Raw genomic sequence first — 14,438 nt, forward strand, 5'->3', positions numbered from 1 at the left:
TGCGTCGGGGCTACCCGCCTTCTGCCCTGTCCCGCCGGCGGGGGCCGTCCTGAGGGCCGGGGCTCGCCTTCGTCGGCGAGGGCAGCGGCCGGGCGCGTCAGCCGAAGCGGAGGTCGCCCTCGATGGTGCCGGCCTGGATCACGGTACCGCGGATGTCGCCTCCGCTGACGGTGTTGTGCACCGTGGCGACCTGCTCCGGGGGGTGTCCTGCCGCCGCCAGCAGGGCACGCAGCCCGGCCTCTGCCTCGGGATCCTCGCGGAGCAGAAGCAGCAGCCGCGCCTGCCATCGGGACTCGATCTCGGCGAGGGCCGCCCGGTCATCGCCGTTCGCGGCCACAATGACCGCAGCGCGGACCTCTTCCAGCTCCACGTCCGCCGTCTGCGTCAGACCGGGCCTGTCACGCCCGAACAGCGCTCGCACTCGATCCCTGGCTGTGGCCCACGCGTCGCCCGCCATCAGCTGCACCAGGGTCGTCGCCCCGGACACGGCCAGCGCGGTCAGTTCGGCCTCCATCCCGCCACCCTCCGCTTCCCGCTGCTCAGCCCCGAACTTCGGGCGTTCCCAGCCTACTTGGAACGCTTCGGGGACGCCGCGCCGCGCTCGGAGGGGTCGAGGCACCACCTCGCATGCGCTCGCTGAGCTGAACAGGAGAGCAGTCCTTGCTCGGGATGCTCATCCGGCCAACGCGAGGTTGTGCAGGCGGGTCTGCCGCGGGCTCAGGCGCTGTTCTGCCTCGACTTCGCCCCAGGAGTGCAACGTGCCCCGGGCCGGTTGGTACGGGAGGGCAGGAGGCTAAGGTGTGCCGGTGATCTTCAAGAGGAAGCAGGCGGCTTCGGGCCTTGCCGCTGTCGTGTCCCAGCTGGAGGAGGCGGTTGCCGCACGCGACGGCGACCGTACCGGGCGTGCGTTCACCGCCGTGATGAAGGGTGTGCAGTCGGCGTCGGACGCTGAACGCATATCGGCGGGGCCCCGATTGGCCGCGCTGCTCCCCGCCTTCCCGCCTACCGGGCCGCGGCCGATGCTGGCGATGGCGGCCGGCTTCTGCGTCGAGCGCGGGGCCGATCCTGTGGCCTGCGCCGAGCCGATCCTCGACGCCGTCCACCGGGACCTGCTCGATGCCCTGGAGTTCGCCCGCCGCTGGACGGCCGCCGGCGAGGTCGGGGACGAACTGCCGGAGCCGGACGAGAAGATCATCGACGACGCACTGCCGGCCCGCCTCGGCCACGACGCTTACGAGGCCACGCGGCTGGCCCTGGCCTGGTGCTCGATCCAGGACTGGCAGCCGCCCGCGTTGGCCGTGCTGTGCCGCAGTGCCGAGGTGCGCCGTCGTCACGCATCGACGCTCCTCCCCGCCTGTCGCGATCTGGCGGCCCTGCAGCAGCACGACCTCAAGTGCCTGGCCTACGCGCTGGCCGTCCTGGACGACGAGCCCCTGGTGGTGCTGCACAAGCCCACTGGGACCGGGTTCGAGGTGCGCATCGGCGGCATCGGAGACAACTTCCAGTTGCACACGCTGCTGGCCCATGTCCTTGTCGGCGGCGGCCACGTGCCCGGCACTCCGCCTTCCGCGCAGAGCGTCCACCTGGCCACGGACCCCGAACCCGCCCGAGGACGCACCGCGGTCGTCGCGACCGGGACGTTCGAGCTTCTCGCCCCGGACGGTGCGCCGATCTGGAACGAAGGGTTGCCCGACGACATACCCGTGGTGGAGGGACGCCGCCTGCTCGTGCTCGACGAGCCGACGTACCAGCGCAGTTGGAACGCCGACCGGTTCTTCCCCCATCTCCCGGGCACGGCCGAGCCGGCCCGCGTACTGACCCCGGACGAGACGCGGACCTGGTACGCCCGCACGTCGCTGGGCAACGGGACCCGCCGGCCTTCCTGACTCGGCGGAGGTGGCCGGCCGTCGCCGCGCCGCCGGAGACCCCGGCGGCGGAGCCGCGGGCCGCCCGGGATCTGAAGCGCCGGAACTTTGTGCTCAACGCGGCACCCGCGGAGTGCCCCGGTGGGGGGCCGGGGCACGGGAGTTCTGCGGGGGTCAGAAGCCGGTGCCGTCCTGCCTTGCGACGGTGGCGGTGTCGTTGCCCTGGTCGACGTCGGTGACGCCCGGAGGCAGGGAGACGACCGTTGCGACCCCCGCCACGCGGTGCCAGGGCGCGTAGTGGCCGACGGTCCAGCGGTACGTGACCGCCTCACCGGGGGCGAGGTCCCTGGTGGTGATGATTACCCACGGGGGCACAGCGTTGTCGATGACCGGGGCAGGCAGGGCGGTGGTGCCGTCCCCGCCGGCCACGCCGACGGCGTGGATTTCGCTGCACATCCGGCTGGTATCGCCATGTTTGCAGATCAAGGGGGGTACGGCGAGGTTGCGGACGGTGAAGTACACCCTGACACCCGCGGGGATGGTGGTATCCCCCGTGTTCGTGATCCAGCCCCGGCCGGACCCGCCGAGGACGCTGTTCGGCTCCCCGGGCCGCGGCGAGTCCAGGGCCAGGGAGACGGCGATGTCGGGACCCGTCGCGGCGGATGCCAGCCCGCCGGCGAGCAGGCTGCCGAGGACGGCGGTCGCTGATGCCAGGGCGATCCGGCTACGCTGCCGTGCCGGGCGTTTGGCGTCGGTTCGCGTGTGGTGTGTCACGGGATTCCTCTGTGTGGGGGTGTGCCGAGGGAAGGATCTTGCCGTACCGGGATGACGCGACGCCGGAGGGAACCGCGGATTCAGCGAACACGACTCCCGCGGGTGACACCGGGCCTCGGCCACCTGGCAGATCGACCAGAAAGCGAGCAGCGTCAAAGCACCCGCCAGGCGCGTCGCGGGCTGCCGGCTGCCGGGCACCGGATCGAATAGCGGCTACACCCCTTCGCCGTCCTGGCCGTGGCTGCTGCCCTGCCCGAAGGGGGCCGAGGGGCCGAAGTCCGGCCCTGAGAGGCCGGCACTCCGCGATGCCGGGTGCGGTGTCAGTCCACGGATGGTGTCTGCGTGCGGTCTCGCACGACGGTCTTGCCGGTGTTCTCGCCGCGCAGCATTCCCAGGAACGCGTGCACGATGCCCTCGAAGCCGTCGACCACCGTCTCGTCCAGGGCGAGCCGACCGGTCTGCAGATGCGGCACCGCGAACTCGTACAACTCCTCCTGCAGGTCGCGGTAGTTGCTGACCAGGAAGCCCTCCATGCGGAGGCTCTTCTCCACGATTTCCGCGTAGTTGAAGCGCGGCAGCGGCGCGTCGGGGGTGTTGTACTGGCTGATCGTGCCCACGCGGACGATGCGCCCGAACTCGCGTAGCGCCCCCACCGCCGCGGCCAACTGCTCGCCCCCGACGTTGTCGACGAACACGTCGATGCCGCCCGGTGCGACGTGGCCGAGCAGGTCGGCGGCCGGCCCGTCGTGGTAGTCGAAGACGGCGTCGTAGCCCACCTGTCGCACAAGATGGGCGGCCTTCGTCGCCGATCCCGCGCTGCCCACGAGCCGTCCGACGCCGAGCAGTCGGGCGAACCGCCCGGTCGCCGTGCCGACCCCGCCCGCCGCGGCCGACACGAACAGATCCTCGCCTTCGTGGAGCCGGGCGATCCGGGTGAGGGCCACGTAGGCGGTCAGGCCGGTGCCGCCCAGGGTGCTCAGGTACGCGGTCAGGGGCACTCCGTCGAAGCGGGGCAGTTGCCGGACCTCCTCGGGCGTGACCGCCGCATGCGTACGCCAGCCCTGCCGGTGGAACACGATCTCGCCCTCGGCCAGCCGAGGCGTGCGCGAGGCGATGACCCGCCCGATGGCGCGGCCCTCCAGCGGTGCGTCGAGCGCGAAGCCGCCGCGTACGTCGTCCATCAGCTCGCGGTGATACGGGTCGACGGACCAGTAGAGGTTCTCCACAAGGGCGCTGCCGGCCGGGGTCACGGGAAGCGGTGACTCGACAAAGGCGAAATGCTCGGTCGTGGGAAAGCCGTGCGGGCGGGCCGTCTGGTGCACGGTGATCGCGGTCTCGTTCATGCCCGGACCGTACGGCGGGAATGCGCCACCCGGGCAGCCGGTTGGGTGCATGCGAAACACCCTTCCATGAGCAGCTCTCATACCGTGAGGTGAACGCCCCGTGACCCGCACGACCGACTCCGACCTCGCCCCGCAGGAACTGCGCGTCCTGGTGGCGGTCGCGGACGCCGGCTCCTTCTCTGCCGCGGCCCGGGCTCTCGGTCTGACGCAGTCCGCGGTCTCCCACTCGGTGCGCGGCAGCGAGCGCAAGATCGGTGCCGTGCTCCTCGACCGCGGTCGCGTCGGCGCCCGCCCCACCCCCGCCGGAGACAAGGCCGTGGCGCACGCCCGCCGCGTCCTGCGCCTCCTCGACGTCCTGACCGCCGAGGCACGCGGTGCGGCCCGGTGCGACGTGGCGGAGGGGCCACTGCGGATCGTGGCCTTCCGCAGCGCGGCGCTCCACCTGCTGCCGCCGGTCCTTCAGCAGCTACGGGCCCGGCACCCCGGCATCGAGCCGAGGGTGCGGATCGTACGCGACATGGGGCGCGGCACCGTCGGCGAAGTAGCCGACGGGAAGGCCGACCTGGCCATCGCCACGCTGGGCGGCTCCATGCCGCTCCCACCGGGTCTGGTCGCGCACGGACTCCTTGAAGAGCCGTATGCCCTGGTCCACCCGATCGGCCACACCGCCCCGCGGACACTGCCGCTGATCGATTGGGCCGAAAACTGCGGCTCCCACACCCGCGGCTGGTGGGCGGCACAGGACTGGATCCCGAAGGCGACCGTCGAGGCCGAGGACGACGGGGCGGTGCTGTCCCTGGTGAGCGGAGGTCACGGAATGGCGATCATGCCGGCGCTCTCCCTGGCCGGAACAGCACACCCCGTCGCGATCACCGACCTCGGCAACCAGCGCCCCATACGCCAGGTCGGTTACGTCACCACTTCCGAGCTCGCCGGAACCGCCGTCGTACGCGCCTTGGTCAGGGAACTGCGGGCGACGGCCCCGCCGGTGATGCCCTCGACGTCGGTGAACGGCAGCCGAGCAACTTCTCGATGAGGCCGTGGACACGCGCAGAGTCCTCGTGGTAACACGCGGGGATCCCGGTGATCGACAGGCGGTCCCAGAAGAAGGCCGGCGCGAACTTCCCATCGAGCAAATCCGTGAGCTGCGGTGGTGCGGGAACCTGACGGCCCATCTGCACAACCTGGTCGGTTACCTGGAACCTGGCCCGGTCCGTGAGCGAATCGTCACCTGGGCCGCGACCCGACAGCGTCGGCCTTGACCTCAACTGATCCAACCTCAAACGGGACGCCTGGGGGCGACGACCCGTCACCGCCCGACCGCGGTGGGCCGTCGGCGCGGTGTTCCGGTACGGTCCGACGCGGACGGCGACAGAGCGGGCCGCCGGCCCTGAAAACCAGGTGCCCTGGCCGCCGCCCCTCCCTACGCTCCCGCCATGGACAGCACCAGGACCGAGCGCCTCGTCAACGTCGTGGACGTCGAAGCGACCTGCTGGGCAGGCTCCCCACCGCCCGGCGCGGTCAGCGAGATCGTCGAGATCGGACTGACCGTCATCGATCTGGACGCGGGTGAGCGCCTCGCACGGCACGGGATGCTGGTCAGGCCCGACCGGTCCACCATCAGCGAGTTCTGCACGGAGCTGACCGGCCTGACCCCGCACGAAGTCGAGCAGGGGCTCAGCTTCGCCGAGGCGTGCCGAATGCTCGCGGCCGAGCACCTCGCAGGCGCCCGGCCGTGGGTCAGTTGGGGCGACTACGACCGCCACCAGTTCACCCGGCAGTGCCAGGCCACGCCGACGCCCTACCCCTTCGGCCGCCACCACACCAACGCCAAGGCGGTCTTCACCCAGGCCTACGGACTGCGCAAACGCCCCGGCATGGCACAGGCCCTGGAGATCGCCGATCTGCCGCCCGAAGGACGCCACCACCGAGGCGAGGACGACGCCTGGAACATCGCCGCCCTCGTGCTCCACCTGGCCGAACTGGGCGCCTGGCCGGCCACCGACGAACGCCCCTCCTGACCCACCCACCGCCCGCGCCGGCAGAGCCATCCGACCTGACCGGGGCCGTACCCCGCGAGGCGGCATGCAGCCACGGCCCCACCGCCGCGTCCCTCAGCTGCTCAACACCCGGCCTCGCAAACCCCTGAGTGGGGAGATCCCGGCCCAGTCATTCGCCACCGCTCCGACACCATGAGCCTGCAGCATTGCGACGGTTACGCGAATTCGCCTTCAAACCCGAGCACCGGACGTGGATCTCGATTCACGCGTCGCCGACAGTCCGCCATGACTGGCAGTGGTACGACTGCCGAGCGGGCAGGCCCATCCGCGCCGAAAGAACTCAAGAATCCCGTCACGCCTACGTTTAAATCCTATGGGCCTGGAAAATGACCACGGATCGCTCGCGAGTTCGGACCCTCCGGGCCAGCGGTGAAGCAGGGGAGGCCGAACCCCGTCGCTGCAGATCCTGACGTGCCGCACGGACTCGTCCGGGAGCGACCCGTACCGACCCGCACACAAGTCCGCATCCTCCGTAGCGAACAAATGCATGCACTGCTCACCCGCTGGCAGAAAACGCCTTACCGTCCATCGCCCTTCCGGGCATAATAGCCCTTGAGTTCAGCCGAAAAAACGGGCCTTCCGAAAATGGATGGCCGAATTCCGTATTCCCATGAGGAAAGGAAAAAGAGTGGGCATCTCAAGGAGGGGGACGGCGACGGTGCGGACGAGGCTTTCGCTCGCAGCGGCCGCCGTGGGGGCGCTCGTCGGGGCGCTGGCGCCGATGGCATCCGCGTCGGCCACCGGACCTGACGTGCCGTCGGGGCTCTTCACCAGTCCCAGCTCCGGTGCCGACTGCGGTACGAGCGCCCCGTACACGACCATCGACAACACCGACATATCCCTCAGGGGCACCTTCTCCGACCCGGCCGGCGGCGTGCTGAGCGCGCACTTCAAGATCTGGCCGACCGGCTACGGCACGGGTGCCGACGTCGCCGACACCACGATCTCGGTCGTCTCGGGCAGCGTCGGCACACTCGTGGTCCCCAGGTCGGTCATCACGCAGCTGCTCGCAACCGACGGCATCACCGGCAACGGTACGTTCAGTTGGACTGCCAGGATTGAGCACGGATCGCTGGCGAGCGACTGGAGCGCGGAGTGCCACTTCGTCTTCGACGGCGTCCGGCCGACTCCGCCCAGCGCGGTGTCACCGCAGTTCCCCGACGGCTCCAACGGCTGGCCGGCGAACACCGGGCAGGCCAGGACGCCGGGCACCTTCACCCTTTCGAGCGGTGGTGTCAGCGATGTCGTGGCCTACGCCTACTCCACAGGGTGGGACCCCACCGTGCGGACGGTCACGACTACCGCGGGCGCCTCGGTGGACGTGACCCTGACCCCGCCGTCGTCGGGGTCGTGGACGCTCACGGTGTACACCCTTGACGCGGGCGGCAACCGGTCGGACTCCTTCATCTACCGGTTCTACGCCAACGCCTGATCCCGGTCCGGCCCGGCGGGGCGCCCGCCCCGCCGGGCCGGCCTGGTCATGCCCGTCGAGGAGCACCTTGCGGAGCTGGTGCGGGGCCTGGACGCCGGGTGGAAGCAGCTCGCCGAGCGCCTGGAGGAGGCGGGGCCGGCTACGAAGGTCTCCATCGAGGTACAGGACGACGGGCGGGTGAAGCTGAACCTCGACAAGCTCGGCGCGCTCGGCGAGCCGAAGTCCCTGACCTGGCTGCGCAAGCGGGTCGAGAAGATGCTCCCGAAGATCGACCTGCCGGACCTGCTGTTCGAGGTGAACGCCTGGACCAGGTTCCTCGACTCCTTCGTGCACCTCGGGGACGGCACCACCCGGATGAAGGACCTGTCCACCTCGGTGGTCGCGCTGCTCGTCTCGGAGGCGTGCAACATCGGCGTGGCCCCGGTGGTGAACCCCGGCTACGAGGCGGTGGCCCGGGCCCGGCTCGTGCACGTCGGCCAGTACTACTACGCGCCGATACCATCGCCGCGGCGAACGCCACGCTGATCGCTGCCCAGGCCGCCGTGCCCATCGTGAAGTTCTGGGGCGAGGGCCTGCTCGCCTCGGTGGACGGGCTGCGGTTCGTCGTCCCCGTCCGCACGATCAGCGCGGCGCCGTCGCCGAAGTACTTCGGCTTCAAGCGGGGCATCACCTCAACGCCGTCAACGACCAGGTCGCGGGCATCGGGCAGATGATCGTCCCCGGCACCCCGCGCGACTCCCTGCACATCCTGGAAGCGCTGCTGAACCTGGACGGCGGCGTGAAGCCGGAGATGGTGGCCACCGACAACGCCTCTTACTCCGTGCGTCGAGACCGGCAGCTACGGCGCGGTGGAGGACCTGGCCCGCAACCGGGTCAACCTGAACAAGGTGATCGCGCGGTGGCCGGACATGCTGAAGGTCGCCGGTTCCCTGGTCACCAACCAGGTCCGCGCCTACGACCTGCTGCGCATGTTCGGCCGCGACGGGCGCCCGACCCCGCTGGGATCGGCGTTCGCCGAGTACGGGCGGATCGCAAAGACCGAGCACCTGCTGCGTGTGGTCGACCCCGTCGACGACACCTACCGCCGCCAGATGAACCGCCAACTCACCGTGCAGGAATCCCGCCACAAGCTGGCCCGCGACGTGTGCCACGGCAAGCGAGGCACCATCCACCAGGCCTACCGCGACGGCATGGAGGACCACCTTGGCGCGCTCGGCCTGGTTCTCAACGCCATCGTGCTGTGGACCGCGCGGTACCTTGACGCCGCCGTAGTCCAGCTCCGGGCCGAGGGCCACGAGGTCCGGGAGGAGGACATCGCCCGGCTCTCTCCGCTCAAGCACCGCAACCTGAACCTGAACCTGCTCGGCCGCTACAGCTTTACCGCCAGTGTCCCTGCCGCCGGCGCCCTGCGCCCGCTGCGCGACCCGGACGCGCCGGAACTGGACGAGGACGAGGACAACTTGCCGACCTGACGGTGTGATGGGCTCAGACCGCGGTGAAAGCGACGCGGGAGGCTCTCATCGCGCGGTATAGCCGCCGTCGACGGGGAGAGCGATTCCGGTGACGTAGCTGGCGCCGGGGCTGCACAGCCACAGGACTGCCTGGGCGATCTCCTCGGCGGTACCGAGGCGGTCGATGGCCTGGCCCGCTTCGGCTTGGGCGCGGTCGAGTTCTCCGCCTTCGACCATGGCGTCGACCATGGGGGTGGCGATGGTGCCGGGGCAGACGGCGTTGACTCGCACGCCGCGGGGGCCGTATTCGAGGGCGGCGCTCTTGGTCAGGCCGATCACGCCGTGCTTGGTGGCGTGGTAGGCGGCGCGGCCGGGGTTCCCGACGAGGCCGCCGAGGGAGGAGCAGTTGACGATCGTCCCATTGCCCTGGGCGCGCATGTGGCGCAGTTCGTGCTTCATGCTCGCCCAGATGCCGCGCAGGTTGATGGCGTTGACGCGGTCGAACTGGGCGGCGCTCTCGTCGGCGGCGTCGGTGGGCGGGGGCATGATGCCGGCGTTGTTATAGGCCATGTCGAGGCGGCCGAACGCTTCGACCGTGCGGTCGACGGCGGCGGCGACCTGTTCCTCGTCGGTGACGTCGCAGACCAGGGCGAGGGCACGGTGGCCGGCGTCGGTGAGCTCCTTCGCAGAGGCGTTGACGGCGCTCTCGTCGATGTCGGCGAGGCTGACGGCGGCGCCCGATTCGGCGAAGGCACGGGCCGTGGCCAGACCCATGCCGGAGGAGGCGCCGGTGACGAAGGCGACCTGGCCGGTGAAGTCGTAGGTGGGGTTCATGGGGACGGCTCCTCACATGGGGTTTCGCCGGAGTGCGGGGTTTCGACGGGGGCTTGTCATACGGGGGTGCCGGTGGGGTCAGACGGTCTGGCCGCCGTCGACGACGAGGGCGGCGCCGGTGGTGAAGGCGGCGTCGGTAGAGCACAGCCAGAGCACGGCGGAGGCGATCTCCTCGGGTTTGCCGAGACGGCCGACGGGTTCGTCGGCGATGAGTCCTTCGCGTCCGCCGGGCCGGGTGTCGCCGAAGCGGCGGATCATCTCGGTGTCGATGATGCCGGGGCAGACGGCGTTGACGCGGATGCCCTGTGCGGCGTGGTCGAGCGCGGCGGAGCGGGTGAAGCCGATGATCCCGTGCTTGGCGGCGGCGTAGGCGGCCTGGCCCTTGAAGCCCTTGACGCCGGCGCCGGAGGAGACGTTGACGATCGCGCCGCCGCCGTCCTGGAGGAGCATCTGCCGGATCTGGGCGCGGGTGCACAGGAACGCTCCGGTGAGGCTGACGCCGAGGATGCGGTCCCAGTCCTCCTTGGCGGTGTCGGCGGCCGACTGGACGGGCTGCTCGACACCGGCGTTGTTGAAGGCCGCGTCCAGGCTCCCGAAGCGTTCGACGGTCCGCTCGACCGCGGCCTGGACGTCTTCCTCGCTGGTGACGTCGCAGGTGAGGACGAGGGCTTCGCCGCCGTCTGCCTCGATGAGGCGGGCGGTCTCGCGCAGGCCGTCGGCGGACAGGTCGGCGAGGGCGACCCGTGCGCCCGCGCGGGCGAAGGCGAGGGCGGTGGCGCGGCCGATACCGGAGGCAGCGCCGGTGACGAACGCGGTCCTGTCGTGGAAGTCGTAGGTGGTGCTCACGCGTGTTGTCCCATCGGAAGGTGGGCCGTCGAGGAAGGAGCCCCGGGGGGTGGGTCAGTGCCGTGAGGGCACTGGTGCGGTGGTGCCGTCGGGTACGCGGTCGGGGTAGTGCACTGGGCCACGATCCGGTTCGGGTTGCGGGTGTGGGGAGGGGACTTGGGCGTTCGCCCAGGGTCAGGGGTCAGGAAGCGGCTTCGATGGTGATGCGCGTCGCCCGGCCGAGCTGGTCGGCGCTGACGTCGAGGTGGCCGAGGATAATCAGGTCGGCGGAGGGGGCGGGCCCATCCTGGTAGAAGAGGGCCAGGTTGCCCCAGGGCGCGTAGTAGGCGATGTCGCCGACCTTGGCCGCGGCCGGTTCGGGGGCGCCGGAGGTGTCCAGCTTGCGCGGCAGGTCGGCGACCCGCTCCGTGCTGTGGAAGTCCTTCAGGTCCAGGGTGAGCGGGAGCAGTTCGGTGAAGTCGCGGGCGGCGGGGCTGTTGTTCATGGTGGCCTCGACCGGGTGGCCGTCGAGGGTGACCCGGATGCCCATGGCAGTGCGTCCCGGAGTGATCAGGCGGGCATGGGTTCGGCGTAATGCCGGAAGGTGCCGCCTTCGGTGTGGATGCCGTACAGCCGTTCGGCCAGTGCGTCGGGGCTGGAGTGCTGAGCGTCCGGGCGGATCGCACCGGGAACGATCAGCTGTGCGACGTGGATGTTCTCGGGCGCGAGCGCGTCGTGGAGCATCGCCGCATAGGCGCTCTCGGCGGCGAACGCGATCGAGGTACCGGCCACCTTCGGGTTCGGGCGGACGGCGCTGCCGCCGTTGACGAACAGCAGCGTGCCCCGGCCCAGCTCCCGCATTCCGGGCAGGACGGCGTTCACGCAGGTCACCGGGCCCTTCACGGAGAAGGCCACCGGGTCGTCCAGGTCGGCGGCAGTCGTGTCGAGGACCGGCTTCATGAAGTCGCCGCGGGGCACGGGGCTGAACTGGAGGACCTCGACGGGACCCAGCGTGTCGGCGGCTTCGTGCAGAGCCGCGGTGAGGGAGGCGGGGTCGAGGACGTCTGCGGTGAACCCGCGGGCGTGGACGTCGTCCCGGGCCAGCTCGGCGGACACGGCGTCCTGGTGCTGGGCGGTGCGTGAGATGAGGGCGACGCGGTGGCCGGCGGTCCCGAAGCGGCGGGCGGCGGCCAGGCCAAGGCCGGGGCCGGCGCCGATGAGGGCGAAGGTGGTCACGGTGTTCCTCCTCGTTCAGGCGGTGGCAGGGGTGGCGTGGTACTCCTCGTCGGTGACGGGGTCCAGCCAGTGCACGACGTCGTGGTCGTCGTCGCCCTCGTTGATGGCCAGGTGGACCATCAGCCGGTTCGGTGCGGCACCGTGCCAGTGCTCCTCGTCGGCCTCGAACAGCACGCGGTCACCGGGCCGGATGACCTCCACCGGCCCGCCCCGGCGCTGGCACAGGCCGACCCCTTCGGTGACGAAGACGGTCTGCCCCAGCGGATGGCGGTGCCAGTGGGTACGGGCGCCGGGCATGAAGTGGACCAGGTTCGCGGTGACGCGGGACGGGGCCGGAGCGGCGGCGACGGCGTCGATGTAGACGTCGCCGGTGAACCAGTCGGCCGGCCCCTTGGCGGTGTCGATCGAGCTGCGGGTGATCTGCACGGTTGCTCCTTCGGGCGGTGGGAGGGTCAGGGCTTGAGGAGGGTCTTGATGGCGCGGCGCTCGTCCATCGCCCTGTAGCCCTCGGCGACCTGGTCCAGGGGCAGGGTCTGGTCGAAGACCTTGCCCGGGGCGATCCGGCGGGTGAGAACGCGGTCGATGAGGTCGGGGAGGTAGCGGCGCACGGGGGCGGGGCCGCCCCGCAGGCCGACGTGGGAGAAGAACAGCTCCTGCCCGTCGATCGCAACCTCGTGGGGGACGCCGACGAAGCCGACGTTGCCGCCGGGCCGGGCCGCGTGCAGGGCCTGCCGCATGGCCTCGGCGGTGCCGACGCACTCCAGCACGCTGTCCGCGCCGATCCCGCCGGTCAGTTCCTTGATCCGTTCGACGCCCTCCTCGCCGCGCTCGGTGACGATGTCGGTGGCGCCGAACTCCCGGGCGAGCTTCTGGCGGCTCTCGTGCCGGGACATGGCGATGATCCGCTGCGCGCCCATCTCCTTCGCGGCGATCACCCCGCACAGGCCGACCGCGCCGTCGCCGACGACCACGGCGGTCGAGCCGGGCTTGACCTCGGCGGCGTCGGCGGCCCACCAGCCGGTACCCATCACGTCGGACACGGCCAGCAGACCCGGCCAGAACCCCTCATCCGGCACCTCGCCGGTGGCGACCAGAGTGCCCTGGGCGTTGGGGATGCGCACGTACTCGGCCTGGCAGGTCGACATGAACTCGCGGTGCAGGCAGTTCGACTGGAAGCCGTTGCGGCAGTTCACGCAGGTGTTGTCCGAGGTCGCGAAGGAGCCGACGACGAACTGGCCCGGCTTCACCGAGGTGACCTCGGGGCCGACCTCCTCCACGAAGCCGACGTACTCGTGGCCCATCGGGTGCGGGTCGCCGATCGGCTCCGCGCCACGGTAGGGCCACAGGTCCGAGCCGCACACACAGGTCACGGCCGTCCGGATGACCGCATCGGTGGGGTGAACGATCTTGGGGTCGTCCACGGCCTCGAACCGGACATCGCCGGGAGCATGGATCACTGCGCCGCGCATGAGTAGGACTTCCTTTGCGTGCCGAGGCGTACGGCCGCCAGATGACCGGGACCGTCGCCGTGTACAGGGCGGGGTGCACGCCCGTCGTGATGGGACGGGCGGAAAGCACCACGTCATCCAGGTAACCCGGTCCTCGCGGGCGTAGCGAGACACCATCAAGGGGTGTACTGCCAGTACACCCCTATGGACGCGGGCAGGACGTACCGTCGAAGGCGTGGACAACCAGGCAGAGGTCCGCGAGTTCCTGACCTCGCGGCGCGCGAAGATCAACCCCGAGCAGGCAGGACTGCCCGCAGGCAGCCGCCGGCGAGTGCCCGGCCTGCGCCGCAGCGAGGTCGCCGCGCTCGCCGATGTGAGCGTGGAGTACTACGCCAAGCTGGAGCGCGGAAACCTCGCCGGAGCCTCCCCGGCCGTCCTCGAAGCCGTCGCCCGCGCCCTCCAGCTCGACGACGCCGAACGCGCTCACCTCATGAACCTGGCACATGCCGCCGACGGCTCCGAGGCCCTCACCCGGCCCCGCCGCCGCGCCACCCGGGCCTGGACCGCGCACCGGAGCGTGCAATGGGTGCTGGACGCCGTCACCGCCGGCCCGGCCTTCGTCCGCAACGGCCGCATGGACATCCTCGCCACCAACCAGCTCGCCCGCGCCTTCTACGACGACGTCTACGCCACGCCCGGCAACCAGGCAAACCTGGCCCGCTTCCAGTTCCTCGACCCCGCCTCGCGCCGCTTCTACCCCGACTGGGACCTGGCCGCCGACATCGCCGTGGCCATCCTGCGCACCGAAGCCGGCCGCAACCCCCACGACAAGGACCTGCACGACCTAGTCGGCGAGCTGTCCACCCGCAGCGACGACTTCCGCACCCGCTGGGGCGCCCACAACGTCCGCCACCACGGCACCGGCACCAAACGCTTCCACCACCACACCGTCGGCGACCTCACCCTCGCCTACGAGGGCCTGGAAATGGCCGCCGAACCCGGCCTCACCCTCACCATCTACACCGCCGAACCCGGCTCACCCTCCGAAGAGGGCCTACGCCTGCTCTCCTCCTGGGCCGCCACGCCCCAGGCCCTCGCACCACACCCAGGCGACTGACGATCCCCTGCCAACCGTGACCGTGCTCACCATGACGCCCCTGTCGTTAAACG

At 70.8% G+C, this 14,438-nt stretch carries 14 protein-coding genes and 1 pseudogene; 6 read left to right on the plus strand and 9 right to left on the minus strand.

Annotated elements, in window-relative coordinates; genetic code table 11:
* Positions 1-97 precede the first annotated feature (97 nt).
* Positions 98-514, minus strand: a complete 417-nt coding sequence (locus NFU81_RS06450; RefSeq protein WP_251485904.1) for a hypothetical protein — start codon at positions 512-514, stop codon at positions 98-100.
* Positions 515-806: 292 nt separating this feature from the next.
* Between NFU81_RS06450 and NFU81_RS06455 the strand changes: the two genes are divergently transcribed.
* Entirely contained in the window at positions 807-1,886 is a 1,080-nt protein-coding gene (locus NFU81_RS06455) for a hypothetical protein (RefSeq protein ID WP_251485907.1), read from the plus strand.
* A gap of 153 nt (positions 1,887-2,039) precedes the next feature.
* Here the strand turns inward: NFU81_RS06455 and NFU81_RS06460 are convergent, their stop codons facing one another.
* Positions 2,040-2,639 (minus strand): hypothetical protein, encoded by a 600-nt coding sequence (locus NFU81_RS06460; RefSeq protein WP_251485911.1) that lies wholly within the window; start codon positions 2,637-2,639, stop codon positions 2,040-2,042.
* Between the two features lie 320 nt (positions 2,640-2,959).
* Positions 2,960-3,982, minus strand: a complete 1,023-nt coding sequence (locus tag NFU81_RS06465) for an NADP-dependent oxidoreductase (RefSeq protein WP_251485914.1) — start codon at positions 3,980-3,982, stop codon at positions 2,960-2,962.
* Positions 3,983-4,082: 100 nt separating this feature from the next.
* Between NFU81_RS06465 and NFU81_RS06470 the strand changes: the two genes are divergently transcribed.
* The 4 genes and pseudogenes from NFU81_RS06470 to NFU81_RS06485 form a co-directional block, all read left to right on the plus strand.
* Positions 4,083-5,018: a LysR family transcriptional regulator gene (locus NFU81_RS06470; protein WP_251485916.1), complete on the plus strand. Its 936-nt coding sequence runs from the start codon at positions 4,083-4,085 to the stop codon at positions 5,016-5,018.
* A gap of 400 nt (positions 5,019-5,418) precedes the next feature.
* Positions 5,419-6,003 (plus strand): 3'-5' exonuclease, encoded by a 585-nt coding sequence (locus NFU81_RS06475; RefSeq protein ID WP_251485918.1) that lies wholly within the window; start codon positions 5,419-5,421, stop codon positions 6,001-6,003.
* 697 nt (positions 6,004-6,700) lie between these two features.
* Positions 6,701-7,474: a hypothetical protein gene (locus NFU81_RS06480; RefSeq protein ID WP_251485920.1), complete on the plus strand. Its 774-nt coding sequence runs from the start codon at positions 6,701-6,703 to the stop codon at positions 7,472-7,474.
* Positions 7,475-7,516: 42 nt separating this feature from the next.
* Positions 7,517-8,946: pseudogene (locus tag NFU81_RS06485) on the plus strand (transposase); the annotation flags it as partial.
* Positions 8,947-8,991: 45 nt separating this feature from the next.
* Here the strand turns inward: NFU81_RS06485 and NFU81_RS06490 are convergent.
* The 6 genes from NFU81_RS06490 to NFU81_RS06515 form a co-directional block, all read right to left on the minus strand.
* Positions 8,992-9,759, minus strand: coding sequence for an SDR family NAD(P)-dependent oxidoreductase (locus NFU81_RS06490; protein ID WP_251485921.1), 768 nt, complete (start codon positions 9,757-9,759; stop codon positions 8,992-8,994).
* A gap of 78 nt (positions 9,760-9,837) precedes the next feature.
* Positions 9,838-10,605, minus strand: coding sequence for an SDR family oxidoreductase (locus tag NFU81_RS06495; RefSeq protein ID WP_251485923.1), 768 nt, complete (start codon positions 10,603-10,605; stop codon positions 9,838-9,840).
* A 181-nt stretch (positions 10,606-10,786) separates the two neighbouring features.
* Complete coding sequence (locus tag NFU81_RS06500; RefSeq protein ID WP_251485926.1) at positions 10,787-11,134, minus strand: cyclophilin-like fold protein; 348 nt, start codon at positions 11,132-11,134, stop codon at positions 10,787-10,789.
* 20 nt (positions 11,135-11,154) lie between these two features.
* Positions 11,155-11,820 (minus strand): SDR family NAD(P)-dependent oxidoreductase, encoded by a 666-nt coding sequence (locus NFU81_RS06505; RefSeq protein WP_251485930.1) that lies wholly within the window; start codon positions 11,818-11,820, stop codon positions 11,155-11,157.
* A 15-nt stretch (positions 11,821-11,835) separates the two neighbouring features.
* Positions 11,836-12,246 (minus strand): (R)-mandelonitrile lyase, encoded by a 411-nt coding sequence (locus NFU81_RS06510; RefSeq protein WP_251485932.1) that lies wholly within the window; start codon positions 12,244-12,246, stop codon positions 11,836-11,838.
* A gap of 26 nt (positions 12,247-12,272) precedes the next feature.
* On the minus strand, positions 12,273-13,289 hold the full coding sequence (locus tag NFU81_RS06515) for a zinc-dependent alcohol dehydrogenase family protein (protein WP_251485936.1): 1,017 nt from the start codon (positions 13,287-13,289) through the stop codon (positions 12,273-12,275).
* Between the two features lie 214 nt (positions 13,290-13,503).
* On the opposite strand from NFU81_RS06515, the gene NFU81_RS06520 reads away from it, so the two are divergent.
* A complete protein-coding gene (locus NFU81_RS06520) occupies positions 13,504-14,385 on the plus strand; it encodes a helix-turn-helix transcriptional regulator (protein ID WP_251485938.1) in 882 nt (293 codons plus the stop codon).
* Positions 14,386-14,438 lie beyond the last annotated feature (53 nt).

The organism is Actinacidiphila cocklensis (assembly GCF_907177275.1).
GTDB classification, from domain to species: Bacteria; Actinomycetota; Actinomycetes; order Streptomycetales; family Streptomycetaceae; genus Actinacidiphila; species Actinacidiphila cocklensis.